Below are 25,779 nucleotides of genomic sequence, written 5' to 3'. Positions count from 1 at the left end.
GGCTGCATGTCGGAATATATCGCGGTAGTGGGTGCAGGATTGATTGGACGGGCGTGGTCGATGGTCTTTGCTCGGGCGGGGCGCTCGGTGCGGCTGTACGATGCTCAACCGGAGGCCTTGGCCGGGGCGAAGGAAGCGATTCTTCAGTCGTTGCACGACCTGCAGCGTGCCGGGCTGGTCGAAGAGCCCGAAGCGATTCTCGCGCGCATTCAGGTCGAGCCCGACCTGGCGCTTGCCGTGGCGGGGGCCGCTTACGTGCAGGAGTGCGGCCCCGAGAATCTCGAGGTGAAGCAGGAAATATACCGCCGACTCGAGGCGGAGACGGCGCCGGACACCATTCTTGCCAGTTCCACTTCGGGCATTGCGGCGTCGCGCTTTACCGGGCACTTGACGCATCCGGAGCGCTGTCTGGTGGCGCACCCGGTGAATCCCCCTTATCTGGTGCCGGTGGTCGAGGTGGTGCCTGCGCCGAACACCGGCCAGGATGCGGTCGAGAAAACACTGGCCTTGATGTCCGAGGTGGGCCAGGTGCCGGTGCTGGTCAAGCGCGAGTTGCCGGGGTTCGTTCTCAATCGGCTGCAGGGGGCGCTGCTCAACGAGGCGCTGCGCCTGTTCCGTGACGGCTATGTCTCGGCCGAGGATCTGGACAAGACCGTCAAGCATGGCCTGGGGCTACGCTGGTCGTTCATGGGGCCGTTCGAGACGATCGATCTCAATGCGCCGGCGGGGGTGACCGATTACGCTCGCCGCTATGGCCCGCTCTATGCTGAAGTGGATGCCCAGCGTGATGGCGCCTCGCCCTGGCAGGAGGAGACCCTCGCGGCGCTGGAGGCGGAGCGGCGCTCGGCGCTGCCTCTCGAAGGGCTAGCTGAACGCCAGGCCTGGCGTGACCGTCAGCTGATGGCGCTTGGTGCCTACCGCAAGTTGCAAAACGAGCGCGGCGCATGAAGCGCAGGTCCGTCACTTCTCACGAGGTGGCACGTCTGGCCGGGGTCTCTCAGTCTGCCGTGAGCCGCTGCTTTTCTCCCCATGCAAGCATTTCTGCCGAGACCCGTGAGAAGGTCTTGGCGGCGGCGCGGCAGTTGGGCTATCGCCCCAATACCATTGCCCGTTCGCTGATCACGCGCTCTTCACGCACTGTCGCGGTGGTGGTATCGCAGCTCGACAATCCCTTCTATGCCCTGACTCTGGCGCGCGCCTCGCGTGCTTTTCAGTCCGAGGGCTATCACTTGCTGCTGTTCCTGGTGAGTGACGATGGCGATACGACTGGCGTGATGTCGGAGATCCTGCAAAGTCAGGCCGAAGGCATCCTGATGCTGGCGGCTTCATTGACCACACCTTTTGCTCAGGAGTGCGTTGCACGTAGCATCCCCGTGGTGATGATCAATCGCACTGTGGACTTCACGGGAGTCAGCCAGGTCTCCAGCGACAATTACCACGGTGGGTACTGGGCGGGCAGCTACTTGGCCGGCCAGGGACATCGCCGCATGGCTTTTCTCAACGGCCTGGCTTCTTCTTCTACTGGGGCACACCGCAGGCAGGGATTTCTCGATGCTCTTGCGGCTCAGGGACTTGAGTGCTGGGCGGAAGAGAATGGAGAGTACCGCTTTGACAAGGCGCGTGAGGCAACACGGCGCCTATTTGTTCAGCCGCCGTATCCCGATGCGGTATTCGCTGCCAACGACCATATGGCAGTGGCCGTCATCGAGACGCTGCGAGCTGAGTTGGGGCTGCGCGTACCGGAAGATGTCTCGGTCATCGGTTTTGACGATACCCCGATCGCGGCCTGGCCCAGCTACCGCCTTACCACGATACGCCAGCCGCTGGAGGACATGGTGGCCGCAGCGGCCGAGCTGCTGCTCGAGCAAATGCGCGAGGAACGTCTTTCTCCGGTGCAACGTATCCTGCCGGTGGTGCCGATTCTGAGGGGAAGCGTGCAGCAAAGGTATTGAGCTTTGGCTTGGAGTTTCTCCACCGATGCCTAACGTCGTCGTGATCAGGTCAGTATGGCCTTACTTTTTCGTATCCAATTCACGTCATTGACACGAGGAGCCTGCCAGAATGGGCTGGCTAAGGGGGCTGTCCAGGGAGCAATTACCGACACTGGACTGCTTGCTTCAATCGCCTAATCGATAAAAATGACTAAAATACAATAGGTTAAAATTAAGAAAGGAATGTAGGGCGAAGCGCTTTGGTAGCAAAGCTCCGTTGAGAATAGGTCCTATGAAGTTAGACAAAGGTCGGGTCATGGCCTTGCTTGACTGATCGTATCCAATAAACTAGTTTGGGATACAAGCTGGGAGCGGCTTCGGTCATGGAGAGACTCCCCGAAACGCTCGCAACACCAAGAACAATCACGAATATGCACATCAGCGAACGCCTCACAGTCGCAAAGGCAGTTGCAAAACTGCCGCGAAAGCAATCTCAAAAGCAATCGCAAAAGCAATCGCAGCAAAAACAATCGCAAAAACAATAGAGAGAGGAGCAGGCATGACCGTCCAGCCCAAGATGAAAACGACCGTCAAGGCGCTCTTTGCCGGCGCCGTCCTTGTGGCCGCAGCGCCGGGAATGGCACTTTCCGCCAATGCTGCCGAATGGCCGACGGAAAACGTCAGGCTTATCCTGCCTTTCAGTGCAGGCGGCTCCATCGATCGCTTTGCGCGCGGCTTGACCCAGCATTGGGAGGAGTTTCACGACTACGCCATGATCGTGGACAACCGCGGTGGGGCTTCAGGCTTGCTGGGCTCCAGAACGTTTCTCGGTTCTCCGGCCAACGGACATTACTTGTTCGCAGGGATTCAGCCGACCTTGAGCATGAATATCGTGGCTCAGGGTGCCGATTTCGATCTGGACGACTTCACCTTCATCAATATCGAGCAGCGCGATTATACCTCGATCGTCGTTCGTGCTGACTCACCCTATGAAACCATCGAAGAGCTGGTCGAGAGCATTCGCGAGAACCCGGGTAGCGTTACCATGTCCATGGCGACCGGCTCCGGAACGCACCTCTTTGGCCTGGCATTTCTCGATACGCTGGATTTGAATCCCAACATCGTGACCTTCGATGGTGGTGGCGAGCAGCGTACGGATCTGCTCGGCGGCCACTCCGATGCCGCATTTTCTTCGGCATATGGCGATATGACACTTGGAGATCAGGTGCGTGTGCTGGCCGTTTCTTCACATGAGACGTTCCCTGGCTGGCCGGATGCCCCGCCGGTGAACGAAGCCTTTCCAGAGGCGGACCTTCCCGCCATTGGCGATAACCGCTTTCTTGCCGTACATACCAGCTTTGCTGAGGAAAACCCGGAAGCTTTCGAAGCCATCGTTGCAAGCTACCAGGAAGTGTTCAACAGTGAGGCTTATCAGGCGCATATCGAAAACCTCGGCTCCGACTTGATTTCCGGCTACTACGGGCCTGAGGAGTCGAAGGAAATTATTTATGAAATCCATGAGGTCGTAGAAAGATACGGCGATATGCTGTCAGGAAACTGATCGATAGGGAGGGGCGCTAACGCGCCTCTCCCTTTGCCTTGGCACGCATCAATTGCTTTATGAGGCGAACGTTTATGGATTTTATGAGGCAGTTGGGAAAGAAGGGCGGTGAGTTTGCCGTTCCTTCTATCATGCTGGCTTACGCAACCTATTACTACTTGGAAGTAAGTAGTTTGCCAAGGCGTGAAATTAACTTGCTGCTTATTCAGCCGGTGTATTTCGTCATGCTTGTGGCATTTGTCATTCTGGTATCTGCTTATATATATGGCTTGTTGGTTGGTAGGGGTGCTTTCGCTTCCGGTAGCGATGCAGCCGACAGAAAAATCACCAACAAAATATCAACATTGTCCTTTGCGGTACTGACAGTAGCTTATGTGTTTGGAATAGAGTGGTTGGGATTCGTGATCTCCTCCTGGCTCTATATGGCTTTGCTGCTGATGTTGTTCTCCGTTAAGTCTTGGCTGATCATTGTCATTTTTCCTGCAGGAACGGCTCTGTTCATTTATTTGACTTTCGATATGTGGCTGAGCATCCCGCTTCCTAAAGGAATTTTACTTTAACCGCTTGGTCGGAGAATGATCTATGTTCGATGCTGCTCCCATCCTGGAGGGTCTTGGCCTTCTTGCCGATTGGAAGGTCATGTCCATTATTCTTCTGGGAGTTTTCTTCGGCATCATCACTGGTGCCATTCCCGGATTCAGTACGCCCTTGGCCATCAGCATCATGCTACCGCTGACTTACCCGATGAGCCCGGTGCTGGGGATAGCCTTTCTCACTGCCATATACGCGGGTGGCAATTTCGGTAGCTCCATCTCTTCGATTCTGCTGAACATACCCGGTTCTCCTCAGGCTATCGTGACAGGCTTCGACGGTAACCCCATGACGAAGCAGGGAAGAGCGAGCGAGGCCCTGGGCATGGCAGTCGCCTCCTCCGCCATGGGGAACCTGCTCGGTGCTTTCTTTCTGATTCTGGTCATGCCGCTTATCGTCACGGTTGCGTTGATGTTCGGACCGCCCGAACTGTTCCTGGTCGGTGTGTTGGGGTTGACGGTAATTGCGGCGTTGCATAACAGCTTTCTCAAAGCCATCATCGCGGGGGGTTTTGGGGTGCTGTTGGGTACCGTAGGCATGACCTCAACCGGGGCAATTCGTGGAACTCACGGCTATTTCGAATTGATGGACGGCATTCCCGTAATACCGGCCTTGATAGGACTGATCGGCTTTTCAGAACTCTTCTACATGTTGCAGCAGCGTTACGTTACTGGCGGAAGCGCACAGAAAGGAGATAGTCAAAAAAATCTGCACAGCCTTCTCTACGGTTTCGGTCGCGTATTGAAGCACCCCTTGACAGTACTGAAGTCAAGTACCATCGGCGTTATCATTGGGGCTCTGCCCGGTGCGGGTGCCACCGTAGCCAGCGTCGTAAGCTATAATGAGGCCAAGCGAAGTTCTAAGAAGCCGGAGGAATTTGGTAAGGGAGCGGAAGAAGGGTTGATCAGCGCTGAATCGGCAAACAATGCATCCGAAGGTGGGGCGCTGGCTACCATGCTGTCCTTGGGCATTCCTGGCGGCTTGGCGACTGCGGTAATGGTAGGAGCCTTCATGTTGCAAGGGCTAATTCCCGGGCCGAGATTGTTCATCGATCACCAAGGGCTCGTATACGGCATCATGTTCGCGCAAGTCGTAGCTTCTTTCTTCTTGTTCATGGCTGGTCTGCTGGTATCGCTGTACGCAGCCAAGGTAATCAATATACCTACTATCGTCTTGATTCCTTTGATAGCTGTATTTTCGGTGGCAGGAACTTACGCCATCAGCCTGCAAATGTTCGATGTGAAGATCATGCTCGTTTTTGCAGCGCTGGGAATCTTGATGAGAAAATATGACTACCCCCTGATAGCCGTCATTCTTGGTATCATCCTCGGCCCGATACTGGATCGCCAGCTGATGAGAACCTTCCAGGGGGCGGGCGAGCTCTCCATTGGCATTTTCCTGAATAGGCCTGTTAGCCTCATCCTGCTGTGCATGATCTTGTTCTGTTTGGCGCCCATCGCCTTTAAGATATATCGTAATACAAGGGAAAGCCTGGGGTTTGCAAGGCGTACTTGATTGACCTGTGGTATGAGAAAATATCGTGCAAGGTGGGAAAATATGGAAGTTCTAGACACCGCTAGTCCAAAATTCACGAACCTTCCTGCTCCTGAAAGGGCTTACATCATCATACGCGAAGCGATTCTTGCCGGTGAGTATCAGCCCAATGCCAGGCTCCGCGAGGATGAGCTAGCTAATTTGGTGGGCACCAGCAGAACCCCCGTCCGAACGGCGCTGCACCGGCTCGCCCAGGATGGCTTTGTGGTGTTTCATCCCAATTCCGGCGCTGCAGTACGTGGCTGGACGAGGAAAGATGCGATCGAGATATTTCAGGTCCGTGCCTGCCTTGAAAGCTGCGCCGCTGGGCTTGCGGCGCGAAATGCCACGCCGAGGGATATCAGAGATCTCGAACTGATCTGCGAGGAAATGGAAAGCTATCGGTTGGCGCCTGAGACGGTCGAGTCTCTGTCGGTGTTGAACCGAAAGTTTCATACCAAGATTCTGAAACTGGCAGACAATTCCAAGCTTGAGGAAACGGCGTTGTCGCTTATGGATATCGGCTTCTTGATTCGGTCGTATCGATTCTTCTCGGCCAAGGACGAGCAGCGCAGTTTGATACACCATCGCGATCTCGTAGCGGCCATAGCGGCGGGTGATAGTGACTGGTCCTCATCGATAATGAAGTCGCACATCATGGCAGCATGCGATCTTGTCAGGACGAGCGAGGAGGAATAATGCCAGGTTTCGTATTCAATACTACGCGACAGCTGATCGTCGAGCAGGGCGCGGCTGAGCGTCTGCACGAAGTGGTGGGCAAGTTTTCGGCCGAGCGAATCTTTGTGGTCACGGACCCGGGGATTGCTGAGCTAGGGTTGCTGGGGCCGGCGATAGACAACCTCGAGAAGTACGGCGCTATGGTCGAGCTGTTCGATGGCGTCGTGGCGGACCCGCCCGAAGCTGTTGTGCTCGAGGCGGTGGAGCGGGCCAGGCGGATGCGTGCCCAGCTGATCATCGGTTTTGGCGGCGGCAGCTCAATGGACGTGGCCAAGCTGGTGGCATGCTTTGCCCATCTTCAGTGCCGCCAGTCGTTGCAGGAGGCCTATGGGGTGGGCAATCTCGAAGGCGAGAGACTGCCACTCATCCAGGTGCCAACGACCGCAGGTACGGGCTCCGAGGTAACGCCCATCTCAATCGTGACGACAGGCGAGACGACTAAATCGGGCATCGTCTCGCCGGTGTTGCTCCCGGATGTCGCCGTGCTCGATGCCACCCTGACGGTGGGCCTGCCACGCCATGTCACGGCGGCAACGGGTATCGATGCCATGGTGCATGCGATTGAGGCCTACACGAGCAAGATTCGCAAGAATCCGATGTCCGATACGCTCGCCAGGGAGGCTCTGCGCCTACTCGTCACACATATCGATCGGGTCATGCAGGATGGACGGGATCTGGAAGCGCGACAAGCCATGCTGCTGGGTTCCTGCTTGGCCGGACAGGCTTTTGCCAACGCTCCGGTAGCGGCAGTGCATGCCTTGGCTTACCCGCTGGGGGGGCATTACCACGTGCCCCACGGGCTATCCAACGCCTTGGTGCTTCCTGCAGTGCTGCGCTTCAATGCGGCGGCGGCAGCCGATCTCTACGCGGAGCTGGCTCCCATTTTCACGCACGAAGCGCGCTCCCGCTCTGACGTGGATGATTGCGAAGGCCTTATTGCAAGCATCGAGGCCCTACTGAAAAGAAGCGGTTTGCCGCTCAGGTTGCGTGATGTCGGTGTACTCGAGTCCTCTCTTGATGAGTTGGCGGCAGACGCCATGCAGCAGCAGCGCTTGCTCGTGAACAACCCTCGGGAAGTGACGGAGCGGGACGCTCTCGAGATCTATCGCACTGTCTATTGAGGTCACGATACGGGCGGAGGGGTAAAACCCCAGCCCGCCGTCCGCTAGTCACTCGACTTGCTGATCATCAGTCGGAGCAGCAGAGGAAAGCTGAAGGCCATGAACATCAACCTGGCCAAATGGTGGATTCCGACGAACCCTGCGTCGTGACCGACTGCGAGCGCGATCAAGGCCATGACTTCCGCACCGCCGGGGGCATAGGCCAATAGCAGCTGGGTAAAGGGTATGTCGGCTGCCACGCTGATGGGAAAGGCGATCGCGCTGGTTGCCAACAGCGTCAGCGCTACGGAAAAGCACGATACGGGCAGCAGTTTGGCCATTCTGCCGAGGCTGCTGTCGGTGAAGCGTGTTCCGATCATCGCGCCGGTCAGAATGAAGATCGTCACTTTCAGGCCGGTGGGCAGACTGCCAACTTCGAACCCGCTGAGGGAAACCAGGGCCGCACCCAAGATAGCACCCAGGAGAGCGGCGGCAGGCAGCCGACAACGCTGACATATGGCGGCGCCCAGGCCCGCTGCAAGAACGAGCAGGGCGAGTGCCATGTAGTGGGTACCCTGAACTTGATGAACTCTTTCACCTACCGCTCCTTGTGCAAGCAGCGGAAAAAGCACGACGAGAAAAAGTAGTCGTATGCTCTGGATCATCGTGACTTGCGGCACATTGCAAGGGTACTGCGATGCTGTTTGCAGAATCAGCACCATGTGCCCGGGGTAGGCCGAGAGGAAGCTGGTATTCCCGGAGAGCTTGGTAAGCCTGGCAAGCGTGTAGGAGACGGCAAACGTGATGGTGAGCATGGCGACCATCAGCCCTGCCAGGCTGGGAAGCCAGGAAGCCGCTTCGGATATGAATCGCGGGCTCAAGGAGCTGCCGATACTGATCCCCACTAGTACCAGGACCAACGACTGGAGCTCACTGGGGTAATGGAGGCGAAAGCCGGCGAGGCTGGCTGCCAAGGTTGCGCCGATGGCGCCAAGCAGCCAGCCTGCAGGAAGCCCGGCAACGCTACCGACTAGCCCGCCCAGGCTGGCCAAAGCCAGGGTTCGGGCCGTACTCGAAATATGGGTGTCCAAACCGTGAGTCCTGAGTGGCTGGGCATGGGAATCTCACCGGGCGAATGCCCGGTGAGACTTCGGCAGAGGCTAGCCCATATAACGCTTTTCGAATTCCCAAACTTCTGGGAAGCCAATCAGCTTATTGAACTCACTGAAGCTATACAGCTGGGAGGAGTCGGTTACGTCGCCGTTTTCCTTCAAGTCTGCATAGCTCTTTTCCAGCGCCGCGGCGGTGGCCAGGAAGCCTGCGGCAGGGTGGATGGCCAGAGCGAAGCCCAGTGACTGCAGCTTTTCGGCGGATAATAATGGTGTACGCCCCCCTGGTACCATGTTGGCGATCAGCGGCTTGTCGATGCGCTTGCCGATGGTTTCCATTTCTTGCTCCGACTCGGGCGATTCGATGAAGATGACGTCGGCACCCGCATCGCTGTAGGCCTGCGCGCGCTTCAATGCTTCATCGAGTCCCAATGCCGTACGTGAGTCCGTCCGTGCAATGATCACGAGATCGTCGCTACGCCTTGCGTCGCAGGCGACCTTGATCTTTTGCACCATGTCTTCCAGGGGAATGACTCGACGGTCTGGCGTATGACCGCATTTCTTCGGGAATTCCTGGTCTTCCAATTGAACGGCGGAGGCCCCGGCTTCTTCATAGCCTCGTACGGTATGATGAACGTTGAGCAAACCACCATAGCCGGTGTCGGCATCGGCGATGATGGGGGTGTCGGTCATTTTCGCCATGGTGGCGATTCTGCCGACCATGTCGCTGTAAGTGGCAATGCCTGCGTCGGGTAGGCCCAGGTGAGAGGCAACCGTACCATAACCCGTCACGTAGAGAGCCTTGAAGCCCATGCGATCGGCTATCAGGGCTGAAATCATATCATAAATGCCTGGTGCAACGACGATTTCGCCAGAGTTAAGCTGTTCTTTAAGTGACTTGGCTGTCATTTTTTACTTCTCCTTTGTATATACCGATTGTTCACCTTCGGCACCCTCATGATGCTGGTGGTGTTGCGACCCATGGGTTGGCGTTGATATGGTGTGTTTCGAATTCTTTGATTTTATCTAGCAGGCGATAAGTCATTTGAATTTCCGACTCGCCCTTTAATAGAGCTTCTTTTCGATAGGCATCGATTTCAAAGGGGTGGCGTAAGCCGGTATTGTTGGTGATGCATTGTTGAGGCAAGTCAACGTTCAATATTTGGGGCTGGTCTTCATCTTGCGTTAGAGACTGGATGCGTTGCTCATCCAGGCGAATCACCAAAAGACCGTTTTTCAGGCTGTTATTGAAAAAGATATCGCCAAAATCCGGAGCAATGACGGCGCGGAAGCCATAATCGAGAAGCGCCCATACGGCGTGCTCGCGCGAAGAACCGCATCCGAAGTTTCTCCCGGCAATGAGAATAGTCGACGCTGCCTGGGTCGGGTCATTGAGAGGAAAGCCTACTTTAGGCTTGCCATCAGGCGTAAAGCGTAGATCATGAAAGAGTTGATCCCCGTATCCGGCGTCACGGGGCCGATGTAGATATCGCGCCGGTATGATCTGGTCGGTGTCGATGTTTTCCCAAGGCAAGCGAAGAGCTTGTCCGCGATGAGTGGTAAAAGCTAGCATTTGGTGCCCTCCAGCTCCCTGACGTCGGTGAGGTGACCGGTAATGGCGGCGGCGGCGGCCATTGCTGGGCTCATGAGATGCGTGCGACTTCCCGGGCCTTGGCGGCCAGCGAAGTTGCGATTGGAGGTGGATGCACAGCGAGCACCGCTTGGTACCGAATCGCCGTTCATGGCAACGCACATGGAGCAACCAGGCTCTCGCCACTCGAAACCTGCCTGGTGAAAGATTTCGTGCAATCCTTCTTTTTCTGCTTGCTGACGGACTTGCTGAGAACCGGGCACGACGATAGTAGGAACTTTGGCTCTGCCGAGCTTTGCAATTTTCGCGGCTTCACGAAGGTCTTCCAGGCGGCTATTGGTGCAGGAGCCGATGAATACCCGGTCGACTTTCAGAGAAGTGAGTTTCGCACCCGGTTCGAGTCCCATGTATTCGATGGTGGCTTGGTATTGCTCCATCTTGCTTGCCTCGATGTCTCCAAGGCCTGGAATGTGACCGGTAATGGGCAGGGCCGTTTCCGGGGAATTTCCCCAGGTTACCGTGGGAGCAATTGAGCGGGCATCGATGGCAACTTCCTTGTCATGATGGGCATCGTCATCGCTCTTGAGGCCTCGCCATACTTCAACGGCACGTTCGAAAAGTTCTCCTTGGGGCGCAAAGGGCTTGCCCTTCAAATATGCAAACGTGGTTTCATCAGGTGCAATCATGCCCGCCCGAGCGCCGGCCTCTATCGACATGTTGCATAGCGTAAGGCGCGACTCCATCGACAGGTTGTCTATGGCCTCACCCGCATATTCAATGACATACCCGGCACCACCGTTGGCACCGATGGTGCTGATGATGGTGAGGATCAGATCTTTTGCTGTGACATGCACCCCCAGCTCTCCGTCGATGCGGATCCGCATCGTCTTGGGGCGCTGCTGCCAAAGCGTCTGTGTGGCCAGTACATGAGCGACCTCAGAGGCACCGATGCCAAATGCGAGAGCGCCTAATGCGCCGTGGGTGGAGGTATGACTATCGCCGCAAACGAGCAGGGTGCCTGGCAAGGTCAGACCCAGCTCGGGACCCGCTACGTGTACGATCCCCTGGCGCGCATCATTCGCTCCGAAGGAGCTGATCCCTTGCTCGCGAGCATTCTCTGCCAGTGTCGTCACCATGGCGTCATGCACGGGGTCGCGCTCAGGGTCGTCATGAGTGGCAATGTAATGGTCGGCCATACCGAACGTAAGGTCGGGCCTTCTTACCTTCTGTCCCTCGCTCTTGAGCTGGTCGAATGCTTGTGCTGTGGCGTCGTGAACTAGGTGGCGGTCGATGAAAAGGAGTGCACTGCCATTGTCTCGTTCGCTGATGACATGCGACTCCCATAGCTTGTCGAAAAGAGTTCTTCCCATCGCTGCGTGCCTCGCTGTCGTTGGCCTCGCTGTCGTTGTTAGCCATCGCTGGGCGTGTGTTGCCAGCTAGAGTATACATATACCACATATCGTATCCAATCAAGCGACGTGCGGAACGCTCATCGAGCTGAGGTGATGCGCTGGCTATTGATGATGCTGCTGAGTCAGATGGGTGTGTGTAGTATCCATAAGAACATAAGAGATTGAAAAAAAAGAATAAAAAACTAGAGTTTTGACAGATGGTTCGGCCTTCTTGTCAAAGCGTAGAATTTGTTCTGATCGGTCGAGGCGCCAAGGATTTGACAAAACGTATCCAATGAGCAAGGCTGAGATTCGCCAGTATACAGACAACAATCTATCAACTGGAGATAAGACATGGCACAGCACGGATCAGGGCCTGAAATTTGGGAAAAAAGTTTCTCAAACAATAGCTTGAACTCATCCGGAGAAACTGGTCCATGTGCCGGCGGCGTTGTCGGCCCCACACCGAGGGCGTGGAAAAGCCAGGAGCTGGTCGATGCTGAGGACGCCTGGGTCAGGGTGTTGTCGCCCGAAGAGCGTGAAGGATTGCTCGGAGGCTTGGCGGCTTTTGAAAATGCCGGTAAGCCGCTGCTGGCAACCTGTGCCCGAGACTTCCCATTCGGTAACCTCGATCGCTTGCTTGCCGATGTAAAAGAGACGGTCTCGCATGGGTTGGGCTTTGTCGTTCTGCGTGGGCTGCCTATCGAATCGTTGTCAGTTGATCGTATCCGTGCGTTGTACTGGGGCTTGTGCAACCACTTGGGAGTACTTCGGCCGCAAGGAGTGAATAGCGACTTGCTCGGTGACGTGCGTGATGCCGGTGGGAATTACCGCTCTGCGAGCGGGAGGGGCTACAACACGAACGCCCGGCTCGATTACCACACAGACATGGCGGATCTGGTCGGCTTGCTTTGTATCAATGCCGCCAAAAGCGGCGGAGAAAGCCGCATTGCTAGCTCGATGGCGGTGAGAGATGAGATTGCCTCTACATCTCCGGAGCTTTTTGAAGCCCTTTACAAGGATATTTATTACTCTCGCAAAGGTGAGGAGAGTTCCGACGAACCGCCATATTATGCGGCTCCTATATTTTCTGAGCGAGATGGCGAGTTCTGTTGTCGGTATGTTCGTAACCACATTCGCTATGCCCATGAGTTCGATGGCGTTCCCCAGCCTGATGCCAGTCAGACAGAAGCAATGGATATGCTGGATAGTCTTGTTGCATCTGATGATTTTACCTTAGAGATGGTGTTGGAGCCGGGTGATATGCAAATTCTTAACAACCATGTGATCTTGCATTCGAGAACTGATTTTATCGATTTTGAGGAGGAGGAAAAGAAACGTCATTTGCTGAGATCGTGGATTTCGACCCCGTACAGTCAGCCGCTCTCTTCAGCGCTTGAAGCAGCCTACCACGATGTTGTCGCGGGTGCCGTGCGTGGCGGAATCGTTGGTAAGAAATTCGATGAAGCGAAAAAAAAGTACACGAAGCAGGCAGCTGAGTTTCATGGCATGCCCTATCTGATACCAGCCTGAAGCATAAAAAAGTAACTTGTCCCGGGAGATAACAATGAAAAAATTGTCTATTGTTGCCGCAGTATCCGTCGCCGTTGGCTTGAGTGGTGTGGCAACGGCACAAGCCAATAGCTACCAAATGCTCGTTCCCTTTCCGACCAATCACGCACTGAACGACATTGCTCACCTCTTTGTCGAAATGGTCGATGAGAAGTTCGATGGTCGTTATCAGATACGACTGGTTGGCGAGGACGCAATCCCCGGGTTCGAGCAATTCGATCCGGTGAGCTCCGGTGTTTTCCCGATGGCGCTCTCGACAGGACCGTATCATACCGGTGTCACTGGCGTGGGGCTGGCCGCCGACGCCATTGATGCCGACCCGGAAGCGCGCCGGGAGTCAGGCATCTGGGAGGCCTACCAGGACTATTACCTGACACACAATGTTCGGATGATATCGTTTCCCTCCGCCAATCCCGGTTACCATTTCATGTTGACCGACCCTGTCGGGGATGATGGCGGGTTTGAAGGCCGTATCATTCGAGGCACGCTGACCTACCATGGCCCCATCCGTGCTTTCGGCGGATCCCCGGCTGTAATGCCAGTCTCGGAAATTTATACCGCTGCAGAACGTGGCGTAATCGAGGGTGCTGGCCACAATATTTTCGGTAATTACCAAATTGGCTTGCACGAGGTACTGCCCTACCTGGTTCGTCCCGGTTTCGGAGTGACCAGCTTGATGGTGGTCTTCAATGAAGACTACTGGGCGGAAATTCCCGAAGAGGACCAGGCGACGTTCTTGGAAATCGGGCGTGAGTTGGAGCATGTCTCGCTCGCTCATTACGACGGCCTCATCGCTGAAGAGACGGAGTTGATGGAGGAGGTGGGTGCTGAACTCACTTACCTGGGTGAGGAACAGCAGCAAATGCTCGATCAGGCTTTTGCAGATGGCTTGTGGGAAGAGGCTATCCGTATTTCGGGAGAGCCCGCCGAGCGCATGCGAGAGCTCGCCCGTGAGGCTGGTCTGACACCCTGAGTGTCAAGCTTCGAGTGAAGTTCATCGTCACTGGTCGCCTGAGTTGTGGCCAGTGACGATTTAGAATGCAAGCATCAGAGGGCTGAGGTGAAATGAATAAGATATACTCTGGCCTTGGCAAGACGCACGATGCGATAACGGATATAGGCTACTGGCTGGGTGTGTCGGCCTTGTTTGCTATCTTGCTCATGTTTTGCTATGAAATTACGGCGCGTTATTTTTTTCGCAGCCCTACTCAGTGGATAAACGATTTTACAGGCTATTTTCTGCTTTTTTCGACCTTTCTTTTAGCCCCGAAGTTGACGCGGGAGCGAGCCCATATTGAGATAACTTTCATTAAAGATGCCTTGACAGAAAGGGCTAGGGGTTTTTTTAATTCACTGTTGTTTTTACTGGCCACCATAGCTTGTATATGGGCAGGTTGGTATGCCTTCGAGGAGGCCATGCGCCAATACGATCGTGGTATTAGAACCATGGCGGTGATGTCGGTTCCCAGGTGGTGGATGAGCGCTGTTATTTCGTATGGCCTGATGAGTTCAGGGGTATATTTCTTTCGAGCTAGTGTCATGGAGTTGAAGAGCTCTTTGGTGAGTCGAGATCTTTGAGGCCTTATAAAAAGTTCTATAAAGGAGGTAAGTATGGAGTGGCTACAGATCTTGCTTGCAGGTTTAGGGATTCTTCTCTTCCTGTTTGTGCTCGGTGTTCCCGTGTTTGTGGCATTTCTATTCACAAACCTGGTTGGAGCAATGTACTTCTTCGGCGGGCGTGGGTTCAGTATATTTACCAATAGCATTTACGATACGCTTGCTTCTTCGTCTCTTGCTACCATAGCACTTTTTATTTTAATGGGTGAGGTCTTGTTCCGTTCGGGAGCTACCGATGCCGTCTTTCGCTCGACCGATACGCTGATTGGGCGTGTAAAAGGGCGCGATTTTGTTCTTTCAGCTGCACTGGGAACGATTTTTGGGGCTCTGTCCGGGGCTGCTATGGGAGTCGTGGCGATGCTGGGGCGCTCGCTTCTTCCGCAGATGCTTGCCAGGGGTAGCGACCGACGACTATCTATCGGGGCCATTCTGGGTGGGGCCAACCTGGCGCCTATCATACCGCCTAGCGTGCTTATCATTGTTATCGGCATGTTGGCCAATATCTCGATATCACGCTTTCTCATTGCAGGTATAATACCTGGGCTCATCATCGCTTGCCTGATTCTCTTGTATACATCCGTTCGCATTGCGATCAACCCTGGGTTGGCTGGCCAGGCTTCCCAGCATGATGTGCCCGTAAGAAATTTCAAGGATAAGGTTATTGCCGTCATTCAATTGCTACCTTTCTCGGTCATTATTTTCTTCGTGATGGGATTCATTCTGCTGGGGATCGCCACTCCTTCGGAGTCGGCAGCTTCCGGAGTGGTAGGGGCTTTACTTGCGGCTGCTTATTACAATAAACTTTCCATTAGAATGATTATTGAGTCTGTGCAGTCTGCTGCTGCAGTTTCGGCTGTCATACTGATCATCATGGCCAGTTCAAAGCTGTTCAGCCAGTTGCTTTCTTTGAGTGGTGCAACATCTGCCATAGCTCAACTCTCCGTAGCGACTTCTCTAGATCCGCTTGTCATGCTGTTTATCATGATGTTGATACCATTTATTTTCTGTATGTTCATGGACCAAATAGCGATTAGTATCGTCATTATTCCCATCTATGCGCCTGTCATAGCCGCGTTGGGATTCGATCCACTGTGGTTCTGGGTTCTGTTTCTCATCAATGTGACTATAGGTGGTTTTTCTCCACCGTTTGGCTATGTTCTGTTTGCTTTCAAGGCGGCGGCACCGGAACTCAAGGTAAGTGATCTTTATGCTGCGGCCTGGCCTTTCGTAGGCGTCTTCATTCTGGCCATGGTCATCATTGCCATGTTTCCCGCCTTGGTGACTTGGCTGCCCGGTATGTTGTGATATGAACTCTGAGATGGAGAGGAAAAATAGATGGCTAGCGAAGATCTTCAGAAAAACTATCGTAATACCTTCAATGGTTCGACTGGGTTCGGCAAGTCCACGGCCGTTCTGGCGATAGACTTCATGAAGGCGTATACCCTTCCTGACAGCGGTCTCTATGCGGAAGGTGTCGTCGAGGCGGTCAGGCAGGCGGCGACGTTATACGATTGTGCGCGTCGTTGTGATGTGCCTGTCATTCACACGCGGGTCGTCTATTCGGCGGATGGAGCTGACGGTGGCATTTTCATAGAGAAGTTGCCTGTTCTCCGGCAGATGACGGAATCCAGCATTTATTCGCAATTCGACGACAACGTACTGCCTGCCGAAGGCGAGCCTGTCATACGCAAGCAGTACCCAAGCGCCTTTTTCGCTACGCCGCTCGTCTCGATGCTCGTCGCCAGGGGGGTCGATACGGTTGTCTTGACCGGCTGTTCTACGAGTGGGTGCGTGCGCGCCTCTGTGGTCGATGCCATTTCTTACGGATTTCGTGTCGTCGTGCCCCGTGAGTGTGTGGGAGACCGTCATGAAAATCCACATGAAGCGAACCTGTTCGACATCCATGCCAAGTATGGCGACGTGATGAGCATGAGCGAGGTGATGAAGCATTTCGAGGAGCGCAGCCAACATGGATCATAGCGATTATGTCGAGCGCAATTTTCTTCTTTTGTCTGGCGTCCAGTCTCGAGAGGGCGATGTAGAACGGACGGCAGAAGTGCTTTCGCGGGTGCTTGGCGTTATCGATTACTCCTTTGGCTCTGTGGTTGATGACCATCTCGAGGAATGCGATTTCGAAAAGTCGATCTCTAGACATAAATGAGGGTGGTCGCGATGGGTGATCCGATGACCTGGACGCTGAAGGAGGCTGCTTCAGCGGTACGCAAAAGGAAAATCGGCTGCGTAGAACTCGTTTCGGCGAGCCTGGAGGCGGCCCGGCGCGTCAATCGAGTGTCGAATTGCTTCATCCGGATGGATGAGGCGTTCGCTCTGGATTCGGCAAGCGCCGTCGATCGCCTTGCTGGGGGGGAGCAGATGCTCATGGCAGGAATTCCTATGGCCCACAAGGACATGTTCCACCGCCTGGGCAAACCTTGCTCCTACGGGTCGTCTCCTGAGCTGGCCCATGTGCCGCAAGCGACTTCCCCTCTGCTGAACGCCCTGGACCGCTCGGGAGCCGTTCAGGTCGGCAGTCTGAACATGTCTGAGTTTGCTTTCGGCGCAACGGGTCATAACGATCACTTCGGCGCTTGTCGCAACCCCTGGAACCCGGCCTATATCGCAGGCGGGTCGTCCAGTGGCTCGGGTGCTGCCGTTGCGTCGGGAGCGGTATTTGCGGCGCTGGGCTCGGATACGGGAGGCTCGGTGCGCATACCTGCGGCAGCTTGTGGGGTCGTTGGCCTGAAACCGACACATGGGCTGTTACCCAGCAATGGTGTCATGCCCATGTCGCGCTCGCTCGATTGCTTCGGGCCGATTGGCCGGACTGCGGAAGACGTCGCGTTGATAATGGACTGTCTTGCATCGGCCATTGAGGGGGAGACTGCTCGCTTTTCCTGTCGCTTGGGAAGTGATGTCAAAGGTCTGCGCGTCGGCATCCCTGAGAATTACTACTATGACGATATCGATCCTGTGATTGAGTCGCTGATGGAAGCAAGCCTGTTGCGGCTCGAACGGCTCGGCTGCAAGCTGGTCAAGCTCAAGGTGCCCGGTCATCAGGAACTCACCAATTTGTCCTACATCATTCTGGGAGCTGAATCCGCCACCTACCATGCTGAGCGATTCGCCAGGAACGAGGAAAGTTACGGTCAGCAGACACGGGCGCGGTTATTACACGGCTTCTTCATCCCCGCAGCGGCGTACGTCCAGGCTAAACAGCTCAGAGGCCTCTATTTCAAGCGATTCATGCACGACGTGATGAGCCAATGCGACGTTCTGCATACCCCTGTGTTTCGGCGGCCCACCCCGACGCTGGAAGAGACGGACCTTGGGCATTCGCTCGAATCGACAAGAATGATTTCGGATTTGAGTCATTGCACCCGGTTGACGAATTACCTCGGGCTCCCGGCAGTGTCTCTACCGTGTGGATTTTGCCCCAACGACCTTCCGGTCGGCTTTCAGCTCATTGGCAGGCCTTTCGATGAGCCGACGCTGCTGGGCTTGGCTCACGCTCATGAAAAGGTATCTGGCATACGTAATCTCGTTGCCCAGGTTGCCTGAGCCGCCAGGCACCATCCCCGGTGACCTGGCGATCTGGTGGGTGGCGATCTGGTGGGTGGCGATCGGGCGATGGGCAAGAGTTTTGTAACAAAGCGTTTACTTGACCGCGGTCATGTCTATAATAGCTAAGACCTAAGAAAACTAGGTCGCTCAGCTCATAACAATGATGACAAATGCTGGTTGGGTGCGTGGTAAGTGTCGCTCAAGCGTCACGTTTGCCTGATACCTTCGGCTGGCTTCCTGACGGTGAACAAGCTGACCATGGCCCTGATCTCATTTGCCAGTAGAGAGTACTCCGAGCGCGAGCGTCTCGATGCGGCACGCGAATTCTATGCGGCCGTTGCCAACGTCGAGTTGGCGGTCCCCCATGGGCAGCCCCCCGAGATCGAGGCGCGTATCCGGCTGCTGCCGGGCGTTTCCATTGCCAGCGTCGAATGTTCCCCTCTGATTGCCCAGCGTGAGCTGACGAACCTTGCCGACGGCAATGACGATCTCTCTTTTCTGCTGAACCCCTCAGGGCAGGGCGGATGGACCTCTTCACAACCCAGATTGGGTGAGGCGACCTGCCGCGCCGGAGAAGGGTGTCTGGGGTTCAACGAGCTTCCTGGCCAGGTCGCTTTCCATGGCTCGCGGGCACGCTTTCTCAGCATCGGTTTTTCACGCCAACTATTGTCGCCGCTGCTGAACCAGGACATGCGGCCCGCAGTGAACAAGGTGTTGCGTTGCGAGCCGCTGGGTCACCTAGCCCAATTGGCGCTGGCGCTTACCACGGGCCGGGCGCCACAGGCCGAGCAGGATCCTGTCGCGCTGACCGAACAGATGACCGATTTGGCGGTGCTGTGCCTTGGGGCGACGCCGGAGGCAGACCGCCGTGCCCGAGGCCGTGGCCTGCGTGAGGCGAGGCTGCGTGCTATCAAGGCCGATATGTTCGCTCTTGCCGGCCGTGGTGATCTCACGCTGACCGACATGGCCAAACGGCACGGTGTTTCACCAGGCTACCTGCGGGCGCTTTTCCGGCATGAGCACACCACCTTCACCGATTACCTGTTGACGCTGCGCTTGCAGTTGGCGTGGCGGCGGCTGACGGATCCGCGCTTTGCGCAGCGAGCCGTCAGCGAGATCGCTTTTTCTTCCGGCTTCAACAACCTTTCCTGGTTCTATCGGGCCTTCAAGCAGCAGTTCGACACGACGCCCACCGAGGCGCGTGCCGAGGCTGGCGCTGATGCCTCTGCTATGAGGGTGAGTGTTTAGGCGTCGATGTGACGCTGAGTGGAAGATAAGAAAAAAGTGTGCTGATAGGCTCATACCAAAGCAGCAAGCATAAGTAAAACGATAATGCGACGTGGCTGTGACCGCGTCGAGTGCGCAGTAGGAGCAACATGACAATGAAGGTACGCGGGACCCTTCCCCTTCGGCGCCTGGCCGTGGTGCTTGGCTTCGGCTTGATGTCGCCTCTGGCGATGGGCAGCAGCCTATTGCAGCTGCATGAATTGGCCACCAGCAACGACCCTCAGTTCCAGGCCGATTTCTACGGTAAGCAGGCCACCGATGAGCGCTATTACCAGGCGCGTTCGGCGCTGTTGCCGCAGGTCAGCGTCAATGCCAGCCGCAGCGAGATCACTCAGGACATCGTCAGCTCCGACAACGAAGTCTTCGACAGCGGCAGCACCTCCTATCCCACCACCGTATACGGTGTTTCCATCGAGCAGTCGCTGTACGACTACTCACGCTGGGCGGCCTTCAGCCAGGCCAAGCAGGAGATCCAGCAGGCGGCCTCCGAGCTCGAGGCGGCGCGTCAGGATCTCTACTTGCGCGTGGCCGAGCGCTACTTCACGGCCTTGGCACTGCACGAGAACCTGAGCTTCCTGCGCGCCGAGAAACAGCAGGTGGGTACCAACCGCGACCAGGTGCGTGCACGCCACGAGGATGGCCTGGCTCGTGAGATCGATCTGCTCGATGCCGAGGCGCGTTTCCTGCAGGTGGAGGCCCGCGAGCTCGACGTCGAGAACCGCCTGCGCGATGCACTGAATGCGCTGGAAGAGGTTACCGGCTTGCTGCCCAGCCGCCTGCGCCTGGTCAACGACAACCTTCAACTGGAGCGCCCCCAGCCGGATTCACCGGATGCCTGGACCGAGCTGGCCCTGCAGCGCAACCCGCGCCTGCAGGCTGCCAGCCTGGCGGTGGACGTGGCCATGCAGAACGTGAGGGTGCGGCGCGGCGGTCACTTTCCCACCCTGGGCCTGAGCCTGAACTACGAGAACGACGATACCGAAGGGTCGCTGTTCGGCGGTGGCAGCCAGGTCGAGACCCAGACCATCCGCCTGGGTCTGAACGTGCCCGTTTACAGCGGTGGCATGGTCTCTTCCCAGGTGCGTGAGGGCGAGCAACTCATCGAGGCCGGTCGGGCGCGTCAGGAGCAGGTGCGCCGTGAATTGCAGCGCAACGTGCGGGCCGGCTATCAGGGCATCGTCACTGCCATGGCACGCGAGCGAGCGCTGCGTGAGTCGCTGCGTGCCAATGAGCGTATCGCCGAGAGCCGTCAGGTGGGATTCGAGTCGGGTGTGATTCCTCTGCTCGACCTGCTCGATGCCGAGCGTGACCTGTTCTTTGCCCGTAGCGAGCTGGCCAGTGCCCGCTACGACTACCTGATCAGCGTGCTGCGCCTGAAGCATGCGGCGGGTGTGATCAACAGGGAGGATCTCGCCGAGATCGATGCCCTGATGAGTCAAGAAGTGGATCTGGTGGCCTTCAGCCGCCTGTAAGCGCTGCCTGCGCGACAACGGCTCCCGACCGCCGGGTGGGGAGCGACGACAAGATGCAATGCAAGGAGGCCAACTTGGCTACTCAACTCCTGATCTATCGCAACGTGCAGCCGATCACCCGTGACAAGCACGGTGAGCTGTCTCTCAAGGTCGGCAAGGATTTCGGTTTTGCCGGTCAGGTCAATTCGGTGCCGCTGATGGCCGCTGAGTTTCCCGCGGCGGCAAGCGACCTGCCGATCGTGTTCACCGATGCCGAGGGCAGCGTGCTGCCGGTAGCGGTGCTGGGCATCGACCAGGACTCGAACCTGATGGTGGACGGCGAAGGCCAATGGCGTGGCGAGTACGTGCCGGCCTTCCTGCGTCGTTATCCCTTCGTGTTCGCCTCCAGTGAGGATGGCAAGACGTTCACCCTGTGCATCGATGAAGACTACGAAGGCCTGAATGCCGAGGGCCGCGGCGAGCGCTTCTTCGACAGCGACGGCGAGCAGACCCAGTACATGGCCAAGGTGCTGGACTTCCTGCAGGACTATCAGGCGCACTTCCAGCGCACCCGCACCTTCTGTGCGCGGCTGGCCGAGCTCGACCTGCTGGAGGCGGTGGAAGCCCAGATCAGCCTGCCCGAAGGCGGCAAGCGCACGCTGACCGGCTTCAAGGCGGTGAATCGCCAGAAGCTCAAGGCGCTGCCGGAAGATGCCTTGAAGAGCATGCTGGCCACCGATGAGCTGGAACTGCTCTACGTGCACCTGCAGTCGATGCGTAACTTCAATCGTCTGAGCCGCTTGGCGCGCGGCGGTTCCCGCGTGGGAGCACTGAGCAAGGGCGATCCCGCCGATGAGGCGGTAAGCCAGAGCGATACCGACGAGAAACCGGTGCATTGATGCCGATGGCGGCTCGCGTGCGATACGCGAGCCGCCTCTAGCAGGCGCCATGTGAGGCGCTATGCGAAAGAGGTGTGCCGCGCGTCGGCATGAGTGGCAGCCCGTTTTCGCATAGCGGTTTGACTACGTAGCGGAAAAAAAGAAGAACCAGGAGTATCGAGATGAATCGCCCCCTGCGCAAGCCCCTGTCGGACCTGATCTCTTCGCTGGCGCGCAAGTCGCGTCGGGCCAAGCGTGCCCAGGCCGAGCCCTCGCGTTTCATCTTCGAGGGGCTCGAGCCGCGCATGTTGCTCTCCGCCGATCCGCTGACGGCAGCGGTGGCCGCCGGCAGCGACATGGTGCTGCGCATGTCCGCGGATCAGCAGCGCCTGGAGCTGGTGGAGCGCCTGGAGGAGCAGGAGCAGCTACTCCACAGCTTCGACCTGGCGGCGGCGCGCGATGCAGGGAGCATCACGATTCAGGGTAGCGAGGATGACGATTCGCTGAGCTTCGACGCCAACCTGTTGGATGTCGATCTGAGCGGGCTGCTGATCAATTTCCACGGTGGCGACGGCGACGACACCCTGAACCTGGCCAACAGCCAGGGGCTGGTCATCAACTTCGTGGGGGGCGAGGGCGATGACCGTATCCAGGGGCTCGAGGCCGGCACCGAGTGGACCGTGACCGGTACCGGCGAGGGCCGAGCCGACTATCTGGCCAACGAAGTGCTGAGCGCCAACTGGCTCAGCTTCAGCGGGATTACCGACATCGATGCGGCCTGGTATCGCGAGGCGGGCGATATTGCCCCCGAGGATGACGGCTTCACGCATCGTCTTTCCGCTACCGTGGACGGCATGAGCTGGGCGCTCTACGACGAGCGCAGCCTGACGCTGGGCGGTATCGCCTTCGAGGGCGTCGACGTTCTCGTCGGACGGCACAGCCAGACCCTGGACTATTCCGACTATGCCACTTCGGTGGCGGTAAACCTCGGCACCGGCAATGCCAGCGGCTTCAAGCAGGTGGGCGGCTTCGGTCATGTGATCGGCACCAACGGCGACGACATTCTGATCGGCGATGCGTCAGCGACCCTGGGCGTGACGCTGGACGGTCGCAATGGCGATAACCTGATCGTTGGCGGCGGCGGTAACGATCTGCTCAAGGCGGGCGCTGGCCAGAGTACTTTGGTCTCCGTTGGCGGCAACGACACCTTCGCCCTGAGCGACAGCCTGGGCGACGACTTCAGCCCCGAAGAAGCCGAACTGACCTACGTGGTGGAGCGCTCAGCCGGGAACATCACGCTGACCAACCAGGGCGCTCAGGCGCAGATCGCGACCCAGCTGGGCAGCGTGGCGTTCACTCATCAGCCGGTGGAGATCGTGCTGGCGGCGGCGGGCAATGGCCAGACCCTGAGTGCCGCCGACTATGCACTTGGCGGGGTGACCTTCCAGGCGCGAGACACCGCGTCGAACACCACCATGCTGGGCAGCCAGCAGAGCGACCGCTTCATTCTCGGCGCGGGCGGCGGTACGGTGAATGCGGGCGGCGGTGACGAGAACCTGATCGAGGCCCAGGCCGACGCGAACATGACGCTGAGCGATGCACAGCTGGCCGTTTCCGGCTGGTCGCTGTGGCAGCTCGAGAACGTGCAACTTGCACGCCTGGTGGGTGGCGAGAGCGACAACGTGCTCGATGCCCGCAACTTCACGGGGCAGGTGCGCCTGGAGGGCGTGGCAGGCAACAACACGCTGTATGCCGGTAGCGGCGGCGCCATTCTGATCGGCGGTAGCGGCGACGACGCGCTCTACGGCGGTGCCGGTGACGATGTATTGTTCGGGAACCGCGGCAATAACCTGCTGGACGGTGGCGGCGGTAACAATACGGCCATAGCCACTACCTCCCATTCGCTGCGTTTGTTCGACGATGACAATGATGCCATGTTGAGGCGTGGCGACTTTGCCGAGCAGCATGAGCTGGTGTGGCAGCGCACCGCTGGTGACATGGTCGAGTTTCATTTCGGCGGTGAGCAGACCATTGCCTTGAGCATCGATGCCGAGGCCTTGGAGGTACAGCACGCCCTGGAGCAGCTCCTTGGTATCGGCGCGGGCAATCTGCAGGTTGCCCGTGAGGCGACGGACGACGAGGTGCGCTGGACGGTGCGTTTCGTCGGCGATTTCATGCGGCTGCTCGACGATGGCACCTTTGCCAGGGCGCTGGATGGTGAGACTTTCGGCGTTGCACTGATGGGGGCCGGCGCGGCTTCGGTGATGTCGAACCAGACCCGCGCCCGCCAGGCCGGCAGCGATACGCTGGTCAACATTCAGAATGCGGTGCTCGAGGCGGAGTTCGGCAATACCGTGCTCGATGCCCGTGGTTTCAGTGGCAGCGTGCTCCTGCAGGGTGGCAGCGGCAACGACACCTTCTATGGTGGCGACGGCTTCACGCAGTTCGTCACCGTGGCCGGCGACAACACCATTCATGCCGGCAGCGGCGAGAACGACATCACCGGTGGGGCGGGTCGCGACCACCTCATCGTGGCCCTGGCCACCGGTCAGCAGAGTGTCACGGTGGGGGGCGACAGCTTCCAGGTCGACGGCACGGTCTCGAACTACGTCAATGTCGATCTGCTGACCCTGGTCGGCAACGACGGCGACAATACCCTGGATGCCAGCGGCTGGCATGGCCTGGGCGAGCACAGCTCGTTGATCGAACTGATGCAGCGTGGCGGTGCGTCGCAAACGGACATTGAGGCATTCCTGGCCGCGTTGGGTGGACGCTTCGACCCGCAGGCCCTGGCGGACATGGGGGCCACTGCGGCCGTCCTGGATATCACCCTGGCCAACGGGCAGACGCACAGCCTCAACGTTTCCGATGCGCGCACCCTGGGCGACCTGCTGCTGTTGCTGGGCACCGTGGAGGGCCTGGAGGCGGAGTTCGACGCTGCCGAGGGCCGCCTGCGCGTGGTGGATGGCACGAGCGGCGCCGGCAGCTTCGCCATCGTTGCCAACGACACCGCCGCGCTCCTGACCGATGCGCTGGGTTTCGCCATGTCGGGCGGCGAGTGGCTGAGCCAGGCTCTGGCCGGTACGGGGGCGGTGATCGATGCCAGGTTGGGGGGCGACAATATCCTCACCGGCAGCCGTGGCGACGACCGCTTCATCGTGGTGGCGGGCGAGCACGAGATAGACGGGGGCGCGGGCACCAATACTCTGGTGGTCGAGCACGACGCCGACATGACCCTCGAAGACGACACCCTGACGCTGGGTGACCTCGACACTGCGCTCGCCAACATCCAACTGGCCGAGCTGCTATTGACCGGCGGCAGCGGTGTGACAATCGAGGCCACCGCTTTCACCGGCATGACCCAGTTCCGGGTGGCCGAAGGGGTAGCCGCTACCGTCAAGGCCAAGAGCGACGACCGCGTAACGGTGGATCTCGCCGCCAACAGTTTGGCGGGCCTGGATGACGTCACCGTAGAAGGGGGCGCGACCCTGGTCGGCTACTGGAAGGGTGACAGCACGCTGGATGGCATCACCCGAGCATTCACCGACCATATCGAGCTGCGCGCCGACGGCCAGCTGACCATTACCGGTGCGAACTTGACCACCGATGGCAGCGATCTGACGCTGATCGCACGGCATGTGACGATCAGCGGCGCGAGCGAGCTGAACACGAACGGTGGCCACCTGCACGTCAGCGCCCAACTGCCGCCCAAGGTGCTGGCGCCGGTCAACAGCTTCGTCGACGTGGGGCTGTTCGATCTCTCCGTGAACATCGGCGATGCCACCCTGACCGGTGGCAGCGTACGCATCGATGCCTTGCTGGTCGACCCCGAGCGCGACTGGTTCAACCAGCGCACCGGGGTTGGTCT

The 25,779-nt window shown here is 57.7% G+C and carries 22 protein-coding genes (1 of these 22 only partly in view); 18 read left to right on the top strand and 4 right to left on the bottom strand.

Features of this window, described 5'->3' with window-relative positions; genetic code table 11:
• Positions 1-6 precede the first annotated feature (6 nt).
• From HOP53_RS05000 to HOP53_RS04970, 7 genes are all read left to right on the top strand, one after another.
• Positions 7-948 (top strand): 3-hydroxyacyl-CoA dehydrogenase, encoded by a 942-nt coding sequence (locus HOP53_RS05000; RefSeq protein WP_234268984.1) that lies wholly within the window; start codon positions 7-9, stop codon positions 946-948.
• Positions 945-1,952, top strand: coding sequence for a LacI family DNA-binding transcriptional regulator (locus HOP53_RS04995; protein WP_234268983.1), 1,008 nt, complete (start codon positions 945-947; stop codon positions 1,950-1,952). Before HOP53_RS05000 ends, HOP53_RS04995 begins: the two co-directional genes overlap by 4 nt.
• A 538-nt stretch (positions 1,953-2,490) precedes the next feature.
• Positions 2,491-3,492: a Bug family tripartite tricarboxylate transporter substrate binding protein gene (locus HOP53_RS04990; protein WP_234268982.1), complete on the top strand. Its 1,002-nt coding sequence runs from the start codon at positions 2,491-2,493 to the stop codon at positions 3,490-3,492.
• Positions 3,493-3,566: 74 nt separating this feature from the next.
• On the top strand, positions 3,567-4,052 hold the full coding sequence (locus tag HOP53_RS04985; RefSeq protein WP_234268981.1) for a tripartite tricarboxylate transporter TctB family protein: 486 nt from the start codon (positions 3,567-3,569) through the stop codon (positions 4,050-4,052).
• Positions 4,053-4,074: 22 nt separating this feature from the next.
• On the top strand, positions 4,075-5,598 hold the full coding sequence (locus HOP53_RS04980; protein ID WP_234268980.1) for a tripartite tricarboxylate transporter permease: 1,524 nt from the start codon (positions 4,075-4,077) through the stop codon (positions 5,596-5,598).
• A 42-nt stretch (positions 5,599-5,640) separates the two neighbouring features.
• Entirely contained in the window at positions 5,641-6,315 is a 675-nt protein-coding gene (locus HOP53_RS04975) for a GntR family transcriptional regulator (RefSeq protein WP_234268979.1), read from the top strand.
• Positions 6,315-7,475: an iron-containing alcohol dehydrogenase gene (locus HOP53_RS04970; RefSeq protein ID WP_234268978.1), complete on the top strand. Its 1,161-nt coding sequence runs from the start codon at positions 6,315-6,317 to the stop codon at positions 7,473-7,475. Before HOP53_RS04975 ends, HOP53_RS04970 begins: the two co-directional genes overlap by 1 nt.
• Before the next feature lie 44 nt (positions 7,476-7,519).
• Here the strand turns inward: HOP53_RS04970 and HOP53_RS04965 are convergent, their stop codons facing one another.
• The 4 genes from HOP53_RS04965 to leuC all read right to left on the bottom strand — a co-directional run bounded on the left by HOP53_RS04965 (position 7,520) and on the right by leuC (position 11,524).
• On the bottom strand, positions 7,520-8,545 hold the full coding sequence (locus tag HOP53_RS04965; protein ID WP_234268977.1) for an AbrB family transcriptional regulator: 1,026 nt from the start codon (positions 8,543-8,545) through the stop codon (positions 7,520-7,522).
• Positions 8,546-8,614: 69 nt separating this feature from the next.
• Complete coding sequence (locus tag HOP53_RS04960; protein WP_234268976.1) at positions 8,615-9,472, bottom strand: isocitrate lyase/PEP mutase family protein; 858 nt, start codon at positions 9,470-9,472, stop codon at positions 8,615-8,617.
• A gap of 46 nt (positions 9,473-9,518) precedes the next feature.
• A complete protein-coding gene (leuD, locus tag HOP53_RS04955; protein WP_234268975.1) occupies positions 9,519-10,136 on the bottom strand; it encodes a 3-isopropylmalate dehydratase small subunit in 618 nt (205 codons plus the stop codon).
• Entirely contained in the window at positions 10,130-11,524 is a 1,395-nt protein-coding gene (gene leuC / locus HOP53_RS04950) for a 3-isopropylmalate dehydratase large subunit (RefSeq protein WP_234268974.1), read from the bottom strand. The genes leuD and leuC overlap by 7 nt, the downstream gene beginning before the upstream one ends.
• 375 nt (positions 11,525-11,899) lie before the next feature.
• Here leuC and HOP53_RS04945 point away from each other — a divergent pair, with 375 nt between their 5' ends.
• From HOP53_RS04945 to HOP53_RS04895, 11 genes are all read left to right on the top strand, one after another.
• The gene (locus HOP53_RS04945; RefSeq protein ID WP_234268973.1) at positions 11,900-13,078 is read left to right on the top strand and encodes a TauD/TfdA family dioxygenase; all 1,179 of its coding nucleotides are present in this window, start codon (positions 11,900-11,902) and stop codon (positions 13,076-13,078) included.
• Between the two features lie 34 nt (positions 13,079-13,112).
• Positions 13,113-14,090, top strand: a complete 978-nt coding sequence (locus tag HOP53_RS04940; protein ID WP_234268972.1) for a TRAP transporter substrate-binding protein — start codon at positions 13,113-13,115, stop codon at positions 14,088-14,090.
• Between the two features lie 92 nt (positions 14,091-14,182).
• Complete coding sequence (locus HOP53_RS04935) at positions 14,183-14,695, top strand: TRAP transporter small permease (RefSeq protein WP_234268971.1); 513 nt, start codon at positions 14,183-14,185, stop codon at positions 14,693-14,695.
• Between the two features lie 33 nt (positions 14,696-14,728).
• On the top strand, positions 14,729-16,039 hold the full coding sequence (locus tag HOP53_RS04930) for a TRAP transporter large permease (protein ID WP_234268970.1): 1,311 nt from the start codon (positions 14,729-14,731) through the stop codon (positions 16,037-16,039).
• 30 nt (positions 16,040-16,069) lie between these two features.
• On the top strand, positions 16,070-16,714 hold the full coding sequence (locus HOP53_RS04925) for an N-carbamoylsarcosine amidohydrolase (RefSeq protein ID WP_234268969.1): 645 nt from the start codon (positions 16,070-16,072) through the stop codon (positions 16,712-16,714).
• Positions 16,704-16,895 (top strand): hypothetical protein, encoded by a 192-nt coding sequence (locus tag HOP53_RS04920; RefSeq protein ID WP_234268968.1) that lies wholly within the window; start codon positions 16,704-16,706, stop codon positions 16,893-16,895. Before HOP53_RS04925 ends, HOP53_RS04920 begins: the two co-directional genes overlap by 11 nt.
• A gap of 11 nt (positions 16,896-16,906) precedes the next feature.
• Entirely contained in the window at positions 16,907-18,292 is a 1,386-nt protein-coding gene (locus tag HOP53_RS04915; RefSeq protein ID WP_234268967.1) for an amidase, read from the top strand.
• A 195-nt stretch (positions 18,293-18,487) separates the two neighbouring features.
• Positions 18,488-19,543 (top strand): AraC family transcriptional regulator, encoded by a 1,056-nt coding sequence (locus tag HOP53_RS04910; RefSeq protein WP_234268966.1) that lies wholly within the window; start codon positions 18,488-18,490, stop codon positions 19,541-19,543.
• 128 nt (positions 19,544-19,671) lie between these two features.
• Positions 19,672-21,054, top strand: a complete 1,383-nt coding sequence (locus tag HOP53_RS04905; protein WP_234254087.1) for a TolC family outer membrane protein — start codon at positions 19,672-19,674, stop codon at positions 21,052-21,054.
• Positions 21,055-21,128: 74 nt separating this feature from the next.
• Complete coding sequence (locus tag HOP53_RS04900) at positions 21,129-21,932, top strand: SapC family protein (RefSeq protein WP_035591305.1); 804 nt, start codon at positions 21,129-21,131, stop codon at positions 21,930-21,932.
• A 161-nt stretch (positions 21,933-22,093) separates the two neighbouring features.
• Positions 22,094-25,779 carry the beginning of an LEPR-XLL domain-containing protein gene (locus HOP53_RS04895; RefSeq protein ID WP_234269723.1) on the top strand. The gene runs 22,495 nt beyond the window's last position, so 3,686 of the gene's 26,181 nt are visible here — the first part of the coding sequence; the start codon lies at positions 22,094-22,096; the stop codon falls past the right edge of the window.

This window comes from Billgrantia ethanolica, assembly GCF_021404305.1.
In the GTDB taxonomy this organism is placed as follows: domain Bacteria; phylum Pseudomonadota; class Gammaproteobacteria; order Pseudomonadales; family Halomonadaceae; genus Halomonas; species Halomonas ethanolica.
The sequence above is the reverse complement of the archived record's forward strand: the minus strand, read 5'-3'. Positions and strand labels throughout refer to the sequence as shown.